The sequence below is a fragment of the Shewanella sp. SP2S2-6 genome (genome assembly GCF_031931965.1).
In the GTDB taxonomy this organism is placed as follows: domain Bacteria; phylum Pseudomonadota; class Gammaproteobacteria; order Enterobacterales; family Shewanellaceae; genus Shewanella; species Shewanella baltica.
This window is the reverse complement of record NZ_JAUOEQ010000033.1, coordinates 40,278-52,949: the sequence shown is the minus strand read 5'-3', so window position 1 is coordinate 52,949 and position 12,672 is coordinate 40,278. Positions and strand designations below refer to the sequence as shown.

The window sequence follows — 12,672 nt, the reverse complement described above, 5'->3', positions numbered from 1 at the left end:
GCAGAATATGCATCTAGCAAGTCTTGAGCTAACTTTGTGCGAGCCTGCTCATTAGAACCATAGTTTTCAGAAGTAATTTTAATACCTTTAAAATCAAGATTTTTCTTGATTTTAGTAAACTCTTTAATGAAAAAATCACGACTGAGATCATTTTCCTTTATACCAGCTTTGTGTAATTCTGGATAAATTTTAATAATTGCACCAAAACCAATCGATTTGGATAGTATAAATCTATTTGGGTCTTCCCACTCCTGGGTAAATACATCACGAAGCCCAGAGAATAAGTTTAAAATTATCTTGTGAATAACAGAATCATTCTCATCAATAAAATAACTTCTAAGGGGCAGACTTTGATCATCCTCAAGGGTTATGCATCTCTTAATATCACGACTATCCTTATCGGGATTCTTGGATATTAGCTCTAAAAAATACTTAATAAAAGTTCCCTGTGATAAAGATGCAAGCTCTTGATCTTTTTCTTTTTTACCTAGCATTTTCAATCTTCGATAGAATGGTGAAGTGGATTCTTTATTCAATGCTCGAGCAATTTCATGACAGGTTTTGTAAGGACTTCTTGTTTTACTGAGTGCAAACAAGTCATAAATGAGTGACATATTCACACGTGTTTGTTTACTATTTATAATGGAAAAAACATATGCTCTCTGATATGGCTCAAGATTAAACATAAAAACTACGGGCAATTGAAAATCATTAATATAGCTAGAACTCTTCAAACCTTCTAATCTATGTTGTCCATCAATTACATCACCAATAATATCATTCTCATCAAAATAAATATAATCCTCATCAATCCTAACATTGGCTGACATGTCAACAGCAACAATGATTGGTGTAGGAAATGTTGCATCTGTATCAGACGTGTATTCAGCAATTTCTTTTATTCTTGCCTTGGACTGCTCACGTTGCACTGCATCAGGATGCTCTCCTCGGGCAGTTGCATCAGCGATCTTGGCTAAAATTGAAGCCTCCAAAGATGTGAGATAGAAATCTCCAATTGGCTGTTTCACTGATAGGTATCTAGTTTTCATTATAATTTCACACCTGTGCCATCATCTTTCAATTTTTTACTTTCGGATACTACTTCTTTAACTGTAGCATCATCTTGCTTGTTAAAACTATCATCTAGATGGCCATAGTCCGGAGAGGAAATTTTTAGCAAACAATATGTGTATAAACCAATAAATATTGCAATTATATAAATTGTAAACTGTGGTAAATCTATTGTTAAATCAAACGCTAAAGGAGCTGATGAAAGAGATTTCATCTGTACTGCCGCATAAGTTATACCAGATAAAACCAAAAAGAAGATAACAAGAATAATTGAGACAATCTTTAAAGATGTAAATTCTGGTTTCTTGTTTTTTATAAAATTAGCAAAAAGCGGTCCTAGTGCAGACGCCGCTATTGCTATTGCATACGTATAAAAACTCCCCGTAGCAGAGTCTAGGTATATTGACTGCGATACGGGTATAGAATATGAAAAATAGCGGATTATTATATTAGCCAATATACCTAATTGACCCGCAAGGATAGTAAAAACAAACCATATAAAAAACTCTGTTTTATCATTTTTGATCACTTTAAAGGGATCGACTATGTACTGAATCGGTTTAATCATTTTTCGAATACCTTCTCTAACCCTCTGAATTATAACATAGATATATTTTAGTACACACCATTCTGCATAACATTTTATTAGTGCGCATGCGCGTTTATCACGTTAGACCAGTAAAAACGCGCACAGTTAACTATATGTTTATGCAGAAGTTATCAGCTTTTTATCAAATACACCATCTGGGAAAACGCGCATGCGCGTTTTCCAAACCTATTAACTAAAAGCCAGTCGATATAGTTAGTTGATTTTATGAAGTTTTATTTATTGCGGATGGAATTAGTGCACACTGATTTTGTCTGAAAATCATACCAAAACACCTAAATTTAAATATGACTGTATACCCATACATTGTTAGCCGATTTCTGGTAAGTCCAAACATAGGCAAATAGATAAGAATTTGTATGGCAGCAGGTGTGGGAATTTTCGGTTGACCTAACGGGCCGAAACAAGGAATGGGGCAATAGCTTTTTAGCTAAACGAACAGCAGAAGTGTTAATTAAGATTGGCATTGTTGCACCTGTGACCTTCTAAAACAGGATGTTTTAGTAGAGCCCTCAGGGACGCTTCTTGTTAAATGCAAGGGCGGCGTGTCACTGGGGAAACAATGTCAATTGATGCGTAATGCGCGTAGATCAACTGTCTTACTTTAAGGCAGAAGTGAGTTAAATCAACCTGTCGGTTCTAATTGCATCCTGATGTGAATCTTGACAGGTTCAGTCTAGGCTAATCCACCTTTTGTCATCTGCATGTCATCTAAACTTCATCATTCAGTCAAAGCCCCTCACTAAGCTCATATTCGTTAACAGCCTAATGGGGTGAATACGAGATGACAGGATTTAATTTCAAGGAATTTGAAACAACAGCGCAGGGACAGATAAATGACCCCAGCCTTTCACCTCCTATCTTTAACCGCTCGACGCAAACACCTACATCAGTTCCGACAGCTTCACCAACATCCTCAAATCGTTTCAATTCAGCTTCTTTTACCCCATCCGCATTAACTTCAGACCAGACAGCTTCACCCCTTACCCCAAGCATCACAGTTAACGCCCTCTGGCTATCGGATATCCATTTAGGCTGTAAGGATTGCAAGGCCGACTACCTGCTCAGTTTGCTTGAAACCGTGCATTGTCAGCACTTGTATCTGGTCGGTGACATAGTCGATTTATGGGCGCTGAAACGTAAGCTGCATTGGCCCGATAGCCACAATAAGGTGCTACAAAAATTCATTGAACTGGCACAAAACGGCACCCAAGTGATTTATCTGCCGGGCAACCACGACGAACTGATCAAACCCTATGCCGAGCTAAGCCTGTGGAATATCAAAATAGCCCGCCAACATATTCACCACGGAATTGGCGGCCATAAATTGTTGATGCTCCACGGGGATCAGTTTGATGCCGATGTGTGTGTCGGCCGTTTCTACGCCATATTGGGCGACCATTTATATGACTTATTGCTGTTCCTTAATCGCAATCTCCACAGCCTTCGGGAGCGCTTAGGTTATCCCTATTGGTCACTGGCAAGTTACATCAAATCCAAAGTGGGTAAGGCTCAAGCCGCTATCGGACATTATCGCCAAGCGGTGCTCAACTATGCCCAGCATTTCGATGTTGACGGCGTAATCTGCGGCCATATCCATCAGCCAGAACTCTCAACTCACCCCAGAGCAGCACAATACTGCACGCCCCAAAGTACGCCTGAGCAGCGGCAGATCATCTACGCCAACGACGGTGACTGGGTTGAAAACTGCAGCTTAATCACCGAAACCCTTAACGGTGAATTACAGCTGTGTCGCTGGAATGAACAGACACTCAATCTCGATATTCTCAGCAGCATAGCGTTAGTGCAACAGCCACCTGAGACGCACAAAAACAAACAACAAAAAACGGCAGCGCAGCAAATGCCAAACACAAATACCGGCGAAACTCGCCCAAGGGATGTTGCCTAACACTATGAATCAACTAAATAACATGACTCATCAATCAGATAACGCTATGGAACATAATGACCAGACGCTAAACAGCAACCTTAACCATAATAACCATGCCGTGCAGCCACCAGCGCTTAAGGCGAAGAGCATGATTTTTACCGTTGATAATATGGTTGAACAAAATCTGCCTTCTATCAACGACAAACCTTGGCTCGCTAAACCCGCCAAGGCCATGCTGCGTTACCTGCTCAATGAAAAACAATGCAATGATATCGCCAATCAATATGCCTATTTACAGGGGGTGGACTTTGTCGAGCAAGTGCTGGCGAGTTTCGACTTTAGCTTTACTGTGCCCGCCAACGAGATAGCAAATATTCCCTGTGAAGGCCGAGTGGTGATCTTCGCCAACCATCCCATAGGTTCGCTCGATGGCTTAGCGCTGATCAAACTGATCAGTGAAATTCGCCCTGATATCAAAGTCGTCGCCAATGAACTCTTGATGGCGCTGGAACCGCTGCACTCAATCTTACTGCCAGTGCGCAATATGACGGGCGGCACACCGAAACAGCATTTAGAAAAAATCCACCAGCACCTGCGTAACGAAGGCGCTGTGCTGATTTTCCCGTCGGGCGAAGTTTCGCGATTGCGTCCTAACGGCGTGCGTGATACCCAATGGCACTCTGGCTTTTTAAAAATGGCGATTTCCTGTAATGCGCCCTTACTGCCGATATTTTTAGATGCCAAAAACTCTGCGACCTTCTACGGCGCATCTATGATTTACAAGCCACTCGCCACACTGCTACTGGTGAAGGAAATGTTCAAACAGGCCAAACGTAATATGCCGATCCGCATTGGCGAGCTTATTCCCAATGAAGCCGTGCGCACGATGGACTTTCCACTCAAGACCAAGATAAAACTGCTTAAAAATCACTTGTATCGTATCGGCAAAGATAAAGATCCGCTGTTTATCACCCAAAGTGCTATCGCCCACCCTGAATCGCGCCGTGAACTGCAAGCGGCGCTACAGCAATGCGAACTGCTAGGGGAAACGCAAGATAACAAGTTGATTTACCTGTACCAGCACCACGACAGCAATCCCATCATGCGGGAAATTGGTCGCCTGAGGGAAATCGCCTTTCGCGCCGTGGGTGAGGGTTCGGGCAAACGCCGCGATATCGACAAATACGATTCCTACTACCAGCACTTAGTGCTGTGGGATAAAGAGCAATTTGAAATTGTCGGCGCCTACCGTTTTGCCAGTGGCGACAAAGTCTTAGAAAAATACGGTGATAATGCCCTCTACAGCCAATCGCTGTTTCAATACGCCGACAGCTTTATGCCCTTCGTGAAGCAAGGCTTAGAACTTGGCCGTAGTTTTGTGCAGCCTAAATATTGGGGTAAACGCAGCTTAGATTATCTGTGGTTTGGCATAGGCGCTTATCTCGCCAAACACCCTGAATACCGCTACCTATTTGGCCCAGTGTCTATCAGCAATCAATTGCCCGGCAGCGCCAGAGAAATGCTCGTACACTTTTACTCGCGGGAATTTGCGCCTGCGCAGCAGATGGCGGTTTCCATGTCGCCCTTTGGTTTATCCAAATCCCAAAAAGCCAAGTTAGATGATTTGTATTTCTCCGAGGATTATCAGAGTAACTTCAAGCAGCTCAAACAAGTGCTCGCGAGTATGGGCGCCGCCGTGCCGACGCTCTACAAGCAATATGGTGAGCTGTGTAAGGCTGATGGGGTTAAGTTTCTCGCCTTTGGTATCGACGCCGACTTTGGCGATTGTATCGATGGCTTAGTGCTGGTGGACACCCACAAACTGAAAGGCAAAAAGTATCAACGCTACATAGGCGCGCACTTGCCCGAATCGGAGCGGATGCCAATCACAGCGGATGATGAGCCAGAGGTCCAAGATCTTTGAGTTAAAACTTTGTAATGGGTGTTGGCTAAACATGCACCACTCTGTTATAAGTAACTGTAATGCAGCGCATTAACAGAGTGCATCCTAGGATGCGCAAGCTTATCAGGGGATCATCATGCCGATCATTATCGCCGATATTATGAGTACCCGAGTCGTCACGGTTGAAATGGACGACCGATTAACTGTGGCGAAGGAAATCTTCGACCAAGCGAGCTTTCATCACTTGTTGGTCGTCGATGAGTATCAACTTGAAGGCGTGTTATCGGAGCGGGATCTGCTGCGTGCCATTAGCCCCAACTTGGGCAGTAGCGCCGAAACCGCAAGAGATTTAGAAACCCTGCAAAAACGTGTGCATCAAGTGATGACCCGTAATCCGGTTACCGTTGCGCCTCACATCAATTTAGATACAGCAACCCGCATCTTGTTAGACAACGACATAGGCTGCTTGCCGGTGTTAGAAGACGGTAAATTGGTTGGAATTGTCACTTGGAAAGACTTACTGCGGGCCTATTGTGAATACCGGGCACAAAATCAAAGCGAGTGCTAATCCTAAGACTGCACTCGCTTCTGTTTACAATAACTCAGTTTAAATCACTCAGTTTGCCTAACTTAAATCGCCCAACCACCCATATAGAACACCACTAAACCTAAGGTAATGGCGAGCACGCCTACTTTCAGTTTGCGCCATTCGCCGCTACAGATACGGCCGACAACTAAGGTCACGAAGCCCAGCATAATACCTGTGACGATATTACAACTTAAGATGATAAACACAGCGCAGGTTAAGCCTGCCATGGCATCGACTTTATCGTCAAAATCAAGTTTTGCCACGTTACTCAGCATCAACAAACCGACGTACATTAAAGCAGGTGCTGTCGCATAAGCTGGCACTAAATAGCTTAATGGCGCTAAAAACATCATCAATAAAAACAGTACGCCAACGATAGTCGCAGTTAAACCTGTCTTACCGCCCGCCGCAGTCCCCGCCGCCGACTCGATATACACAGCCGCAGGTGCGCCGCCCACTAAACCCGCCACCATGCTGCTGACCGAGTCTGAGGTTAAGGCTTTGCCGCCGCCGACAATATTGTCGTCTTTATCGAGCAAATTCGCTTGGCCAGCCACAGCACGGATGGTGCCGGTCGCATCGAAAATCGCCGTCATCACTAACGCTAATACGATAGGCAATACCACAGGATTAAAGGCGCCCATGATATCGAGCTGACCAATCAGTGAATGCTCTGAGGTTAAATCAGGCAAGGCAAACAAACCTTGGTATTTCACGCTCGGATCGAACACTAAACCAAATACCGATAACGCGATAATCACCAACAGAATACCGCCAGGTACACCACGGCGCTCTAAACCGATAGTTGCCGCTAAACCTAGAATAGTAGCAATAACAGGTAGGCTATTAATGTCGCCCAACTTCACCGGTAAGCCTGCGCTATTAGCCACAATCAATTGCACGCTGTTAGTCGCAATCAAGAGTAAAAACAAGCCGATACCTATGCCAGTACCGTGGGCAATGCCCTTAGGTAAATTAGCCAGCACCCACTGACGAATACCCGTCACACTCACAAGCGTGAAAGTCACGCCCATTAGGAAAATCGCACCTAAGGTAACCGGAATCGACATTCCCTGACCTAGCACTAAGCTAAAGGCAGTAAAGGCGGTGAGCGAAATCGCGCAGCCAATCGCCATAGGTAAATTTGCCCATAAACCCATGAGCAAAGAACCAAATGAAGCAATTAAACAGGTGGCGATAAACACGGCACCAGGATCAAATCCCGCTTGGCCTAACATGTTTGGCACCACAATCACTGAGTAGACCATAGCGAGGAAAGTCGTCAATCCCGCAATCACTTCTTGGCGAACTGTGCTGCCACGTTGTTGAATAGAAAAATAACGGTCCAGAAACGAACCAGAGGGTACGGCTGTTGAACTCAATTGCTCAGACATAATGTTGTTATACCTTGTGATCTCTTAAAATGGGGTCGGTACCAATTACCCTAAAACGCAATTGGCGACGCTGGCTGCGGCAGATTAGAGCCCCAAATCCATCAGACTTGGGTGAGAGATCCACATCATTTTCCTACTGTGGGAAAAATCCATGATCTGCAAGCAGTGATGCTTCGCGATGATTAAAAAGCCATTAATCATGTAGACGCAGCCGTTGTTGGCCGCGGATGATACTGGAATCTCCCAAAGATAGCTAAGACATCACCTGCACTTCGATAAAAAATTAGCGGCAAAAGCCGAAATCAGTTGTTCAAAAAACCGTCCAAACCTAGGCAATAACTGCCCATTGAACTCACATTAATCACCACCAAAGTCTGCCAGAGCAGCGCTAAGCTTACGCCCTTAAAAAGTTTTCATAATCTTTCATATATTGTCAAACCCCATTCATCACAGCAAGCAAGTCCATTCATATCTCCCCTCTATAGTGCTCCTATCAAAAATCGCTTTCGATCGGAGTCGACCCCAATGACAAAGCCAAACATACAAACACCTACATCAGAGAAATCCACGCGCAAAAATGAATTAAAAGCGCTCGGGTTCATCATCTTTTTACTCTTCCCCGCGCTCACTATCGCAGGGATCAGTATTTACGGCTTCATCATTTGGATGATCCAAGCCTTCGGCGGCGTTGTCGGCCACTAATTTATATCTATTTAACATATAGTTACTTTTTGAGGACGCGATTATGAAGTGGTTAACCAACCTCTGGCGCACACTGAACAAACCCACCAAAGCGCTGACCTTAGGCGCCGTCAGCATCAGCGCTTTTATCATGGGTATCATCTTCTGGGGCGGATTTAACACTGCACTCGAAGCCACCAATACCGAAGCTTTTTGTATTAGCTGCCACAGTATGGAAAGCAAACCCTACCAAGAGCTGCAGGAAACTGTGCATTGGTCGAATCACTCTGGCGTTCGTGCCACCTGCCCCGATTGCCACGTGCCCCATAATTGGAGCCGTAAAATCGCCCGTAAGATGGAAGCCTCCCACGACGTCTGGGGCTGGTTATTTAACACAGTCAACACCCCTGAAAAATTCGAAGCTAAACGCTTAGAAATGGCGAGCCGTGAATGGAAACGTTTCGACCGCGACAACTCCTTAGCCTGCAAAAACTGCCACAACTACAACTCGATGAAATGGGAAGCCATGTCACCGCTGGCACAAAAACAGATGAAACGCGCCGCAGAAATCGACCAAAGCTGTATCGATTGCCATAAAGGTATTGCGCACCATTTACCGGAAATGGGCACTGCCCGCGCACCAGAACTGATTGCAGAAGTCGGATCGGGTGTTAGCTCAGTTGAAACGAATCAAACTTACTATAGCGCCCTGACTAAACCCTTATTCTTCACTGATAAAGGCGATGTGGAAGCTGGCACGCTCAACGTAGCAACGAAAGTCAAAGTGCTCGAAACCCAAGGCAAACGCATCAAGATCGGCATCGATGGCTGGCGTAAAAAGATTGGTGCTGGCCGCGTGATCTACATGGACTTTGGCGTGAACATTTTGTCGGCACAGTTAACCAAAGACGCCGCCGAAACCGAAGGTGTTATCCAAACCTTTGAAGAAAAAGAAGATCCTATGACAGGCCTTAAATGGCAGCGTATCGAAGCACAAATCTGGACCGATAGGGATTATCTGCTGACCGAGCTGCAACCACTTTGGGGTTATGCCCGCGATACCTTCCGCTCCAGCTGCAGTGTTTGTCATACCCAACCCGATGAGGCGCACTTTGACGCCAATACTTGGCCGGGAATGTTCCAAGGCATGTTGGCCTTCGTGAATATGGACCAAGACACTCAAGCGCTAGTGCAGAAATATCTGCAGGAACATTCGTCAACTTTTGTGAAAAAAGAGCACTAATTCGGGAGTAATACCATGAACAGAAGAGACTTTTTAAAGGGTATCGCCTCATCCTCTTTCGTTGTATTAGGTGGCAGCTCAGTGTTAGCGCCCTTAAATGCCTTAGCCAAAACGGGCATCAATGAAGACGAATGGCTAACCACAGGTTCACACTTCGGCGCCTTTAAAATGAAGCGCAAAAACGGCGTGATTGCCGAAGTAAAACCCTTCGACTTAGATAAGTATCCAACGGATATGATTAACGGTATCCGGGGTATGGTCTATAACCCATCCCGCGTGCGTTACCCTATGGTGCGCTTAGATTTTTTACTCAAAGGCCATAAGAGCAATACCCAACAAAGGGGTGATTTCCGCTTTGTTCGCGTGACGTGGGACAAGGCATTAACACTGTTTAAACACTCACTCGATGAGGTCCAAACCCAATACGGTCCATCGGGTCTGCATGCGGGGCAAACTGGTTGGCGCGCCACGGGTCAACTGCACTCCAGCACTAGCCATATGCAACGTGCTGTGGGGATGCACGGCAACTATGTGAAGAAAATCGGCGACTACTCCACAGGTGCAGGCCAAACGATTCTGCCCTATGTGTTAGGTTCAACCGAAGTGTATGCCCAAGGCACCTCATGGCCGCTGATCTTAGAACACAGTGACACTATCGTGCTCTGGTCGAACGATCCATACAAGAACCTGCAAGTGGGTTGGAACGCGGAAACCCATGAATCTTTTGCCTATCTTGCGCAGTTAAAAGAGAAAGTGAAGCAAGGCAAGATCCGCGTTATCAGTATCGACCCTGTGGTGACTAAAACCCAAGCCTATTTGGGCTGTGAGCAACTCTACGTTAACCCACAGACAGACGTGACTTTAATGCTGGCCATCGCCCACGAGATGATCAGCAAAAAGCTCTACGACGATAAATTTATCCAAGGCTACAGTTTAGGTTTTGAAGAGTTTGTGCCCTATGTGATGGGTACTAAAGATGGCGTCGCCAAAACCCCAGAATGGGCCGCGCCTATCTGTGGCGTTGAAGCCCATGTTATTCGCGACTTAGCCAAAACCTTAGTCAAGGGTCGCACTCAATTCATGATGGGTTGGTGTATCCAGCGCCAACAACACGGCGAACAACCCTATTGGATGGCGGCGGTACTGGCGACCATGATAGGCCAAATAGGGCTTCCCGGTGGTGGCATCAGCTATGGTCACCACTACTCGAGTATCGGCGTGCCTTCATCGGGTGCCGCAGCACCTGGTGCTTTCCCCCGTAACTTGGACGAAAATCAAAAGCCACTCTTTGATAGCTCAGACTTCAAGGGCGCGAGCAGCACAATTCCGGTTGCCCGCTGGATTGATGCGATTCTCGAACCTGGTAAAACCATTGATGCTAACGGCTCGAAAGTGGTTTATCCCGATATCAAGATGATGATTTTCTCGGGTAATAATCCTTGGAACCATCACCAAGACAGAAACCGTATGAAGCAAGCCTTCCATAAGCTTGAGTGTGTGGTCACTGTTGATGTGAACTGGACGGCAACTTGCCGCTTCTCGGATATCGTACTACCCGCTTGTACTACTTATGAGCGCAACGATATCGACGTTTACGGCGCCTATGCTAACCGCGGTATTTTAGCCATGCAGAAAATGGTTGAGCCACTGTTTGATAGCTTGTCGGATTTTGAAATTTTCACTCGCTTTGCCGCCGTACTTGGTAAAGAGAAAGAATACACCCGTAACATGGGCGAAATGGAGTGGCTAGAAACCCTCTATAACGAATGTAAAGCCGCCAACGCGGGCAAGTTTGAGATGCCTGACTTTGCGACGTTCTGGAAACAAGGTTATGTGCATTTTGGTGACGGTGAAGTCTGGACGCGCCATGCAGACTTTAGAAACGATCCTGAAATCAATCCACTAGGCACGCCTTCAGGTTTGATTGAAATCTTTAGCCGTAAGATTGATCAATTCGGTTACGATGACTGTAAAGGTCACCCAACTTGGATGGAGAAAACCGAGCGTAGCCATGGCGGCCCTGGCTCTGACAAGCATCCGATTTGGTTGCAGTCATGCCACCCAGACAAACGCTTACACTCGCAAATGTGTGAGTCGCGAGAATACCGCGAGACCTACGCAGTCAATGGCCGTGAGCCTGTGTATATCAGCCCTGTCGACGCAAAAGCGCGCGGCATCAAAGATGGCGATATAGTGAGAGTCTTTAACGACCGTGGCCAACTGTTGGCGGGCGCTGTGGTATCGGACAACTTCCCTACTGGTATTGTGCGGATTCACGAAGGCGCATGGTATGGGCCAGTAGGTAAAGATGGTAGCACTGAAGGTGGGGCTGAAGTCGGCGCCCTGTGTAGTTATGGCGATCCTAACACCCTCACTTTAGACATAGGCACCTCTAAACTTGCCCAAGCTTGCTCAGCCTATACTTGCTTAGTCGAGTTTGAGAAATACCAAGGCAAAGTGCCTAAGATCAGCTCCTTCGATGGCCCTATCGAAGTCGAAATCTAACTTTAGAACCGAAACGCTGGATGCGCCGAACGCGGCGCGTCTCTGCATCCAATCTTAGCGCCAAAACTAGGGCGTGTTGAGGAATATACAATGAGTCAAGTCGATATCAACCACGCCAGAGCCTTGGTTTATCAGCTGTTATCATCACTGTTCGCCCGCGAAGTTGACGAGCAAAGACTTAAGGAACTCACCAGCGAAGCGGCGCAGCAATTCTGGGAACAGCTTAGCCTAGAGGCTAATTTAACTCAGTCAGTAGATAAAATTCGCAGCACGCTCAATGGGATAAAAGATGATGAGGCGTTACTCGAACTCGCGGCGGATTACTGCGGCTTATTTCTCGTTGGCACCAAACACAGCGCTTCACCCTACGCTAGCCTGTATTTAAGTGGTGAGGATGAACCGATGCTGTTTGGCCAGCAACATCAGCAGATGAGTGAATTTTTACACCAGAGTAAACTGCAAGTGCAGAGTCATTTCCCTGAGCCCGCCGACCATTTGGCCGTGATGCTCGCCTATATGGCGCACTTATGTTGTCACAGTGAAGACAGTGTCCAATTAAGCTTTTTGCAAACCTGCATCGACTCTTGGTTAGCAAAATTTATTAACCAACTCACTCAATGCGATAAAAACGGTTTTTATAGTGCCGTTGCCACACTCACCTTAGCTTGGGTTAAGCAAGATATCGCACAGCTTGAACCCGCTTAGGCGATAATTAGCTAAACATTCTAGAACGACTTATCTTTAGGCTAACGCTATCCAATAGGTTGATGAGCAGGTGGTTTTATAAG

General features: G+C 45.9%; 10 protein-coding genes. 7 read left to right on the top strand and 3 right to left on the bottom strand.

Annotation, left to right across the window (positions count from 1 at the left end; all coding sequences use genetic code 11):
• Positions 1 to 1,049 (bottom strand): DGQHR domain-containing protein (locus tag Q4Q57_RS17915; RefSeq protein ID WP_311891594.1); only part of this gene is annotated, 1,049 nt, incomplete at its 3' end.
• A complete protein-coding gene (locus tag Q4Q57_RS17910) occupies positions 1,049 to 1,639 on the bottom strand; it encodes a hypothetical protein (protein WP_311891593.1) in 591 nt (196 codons plus the stop codon). The genes Q4Q57_RS17910 and Q4Q57_RS17915, both read right to left, overlap by 1 nt.
• A gap of 823 nt (positions 1,640 to 2,462) precedes the next feature.
• On the opposite strand from Q4Q57_RS17910, the gene Q4Q57_RS17905 reads away from it, so the two are divergent.
• The 3 genes from Q4Q57_RS17905 (at position 2,463) to Q4Q57_RS17895 (ending at position 6,040) form a co-directional block, all read left to right on the top strand.
• Positions 2,463 to 3,587: a UDP-2,3-diacylglucosamine diphosphatase gene (locus tag Q4Q57_RS17905; RefSeq protein ID WP_311891592.1), complete on the top strand. Its 1,125-nt coding sequence runs from the start codon at positions 2,463 to 2,465 to the stop codon at positions 3,585 to 3,587.
• Positions 3,588 to 3,591: 4 nt separating this feature from the next.
• On the top strand, positions 3,592 to 5,493 hold the full coding sequence (locus Q4Q57_RS17900; RefSeq protein WP_012587052.1) for a GNAT family N-acyltransferase: 1,902 nt from the start codon (positions 3,592 to 3,594) through the stop codon (positions 5,491 to 5,493).
• Positions 5,494 to 5,608: 115 nt separating this feature from the next.
• Positions 5,609 to 6,040 (top strand): CBS domain-containing protein, encoded by a 432-nt coding sequence (locus Q4Q57_RS17895; protein ID WP_006082686.1) that lies wholly within the window; start codon positions 5,609 to 5,611, stop codon positions 6,038 to 6,040.
• A gap of 62 nt (positions 6,041 to 6,102) precedes the next feature.
• Here Q4Q57_RS17895 and Q4Q57_RS17890 read toward each other — a convergent pair whose 3' ends face one another.
• Entirely contained in the window at positions 6,103 to 7,455 is a 1,353-nt protein-coding gene (locus Q4Q57_RS17890) for an NCS2 family permease (RefSeq protein ID WP_006082687.1), read from the bottom strand.
• A 525-nt stretch (positions 7,456 to 7,980) separates the two neighbouring features.
• Between Q4Q57_RS17890 and torE the strand changes: the two genes are divergently transcribed.
• From torE to torD, 4 genes are all read left to right on the top strand, one after another.
• Positions 7,981 to 8,157, top strand: coding sequence for a trimethylamine N-oxide reductase system protein TorE (torE, locus tag Q4Q57_RS17885; RefSeq protein WP_006082688.1), 177 nt, complete (start codon positions 7,981 to 7,983; stop codon positions 8,155 to 8,157).
• A gap of 43 nt (positions 8,158 to 8,200) precedes the next feature.
• Positions 8,201 to 9,379, top strand: coding sequence for a pentaheme c-type cytochrome TorC (torC, locus tag Q4Q57_RS17880; RefSeq protein WP_311891591.1), 1,179 nt, complete (start codon positions 8,201 to 8,203; stop codon positions 9,377 to 9,379).
• A gap of 15 nt (positions 9,380 to 9,394) precedes the next feature.
• Positions 9,395 to 11,884, top strand: a complete 2,490-nt coding sequence (gene torA / locus Q4Q57_RS17875) for a trimethylamine-N-oxide reductase TorA (protein ID WP_311891590.1) — start codon at positions 9,395 to 9,397, stop codon at positions 11,882 to 11,884.
• Between the two features lie 90 nt (positions 11,885 to 11,974).
• Positions 11,975 to 12,589, top strand: a complete 615-nt coding sequence (torD, locus tag Q4Q57_RS17870) for a molecular chaperone TorD (RefSeq protein ID WP_311891589.1) — start codon at positions 11,975 to 11,977, stop codon at positions 12,587 to 12,589.
• The last annotated feature ends 83 nt before the right edge of the window (positions 12,590 to 12,672 follow it).

Bases quoted from the DNA above. Each gene is read 5' to 3' on its own strand.
- Q4Q57_RS17910 (WP_311891593.1), bottom strand. From the start codon at position 1,639: ATGATTAAACCGATTCAGTACATAGTCGATCCCTTTAAAGTGATCAAA.
- Q4Q57_RS17905 (WP_311891592.1), top strand. From the start codon at position 2,463: ATGACAGGATTTAATTTCAAGGAATTTGAAACAACAGCGCAGGGACAG.
- Q4Q57_RS17900 (WP_012587052.1), top strand. From the start codon at position 3,592: ATGAATCAACTAAATAACATGACTCATCAATCAGATAACGCTATGGAA.
- Q4Q57_RS17895 (WP_006082686.1), top strand. From the start codon at position 5,609: ATGCCGATCATTATCGCCGATATTATGAGTACCCGAGTCGTCACGGTT.
- Q4Q57_RS17890 (WP_006082687.1), bottom strand. From the start codon at position 7,455: ATGTCTGAGCAATTGAGTTCAACAGCCGTACCCTCTGGTTCGTTTCTG.
- torE (WP_006082688.1), top strand. From the start codon at position 7,981: ATGACAAAGCCAAACATACAAACACCTACATCAGAGAAATCCACGCGC.
- torC (WP_311891591.1), top strand. From the start codon at position 8,201: ATGAAGTGGTTAACCAACCTCTGGCGCACACTGAACAAACCCACCAAA.
- torA (WP_311891590.1), top strand. From the start codon at position 9,395: ATGAACAGAAGAGACTTTTTAAAGGGTATCGCCTCATCCTCTTTCGTT.
- torD (WP_311891589.1), top strand. From the start codon at position 11,975: ATGAGTCAAGTCGATATCAACCACGCCAGAGCCTTGGTTTATCAGCTG.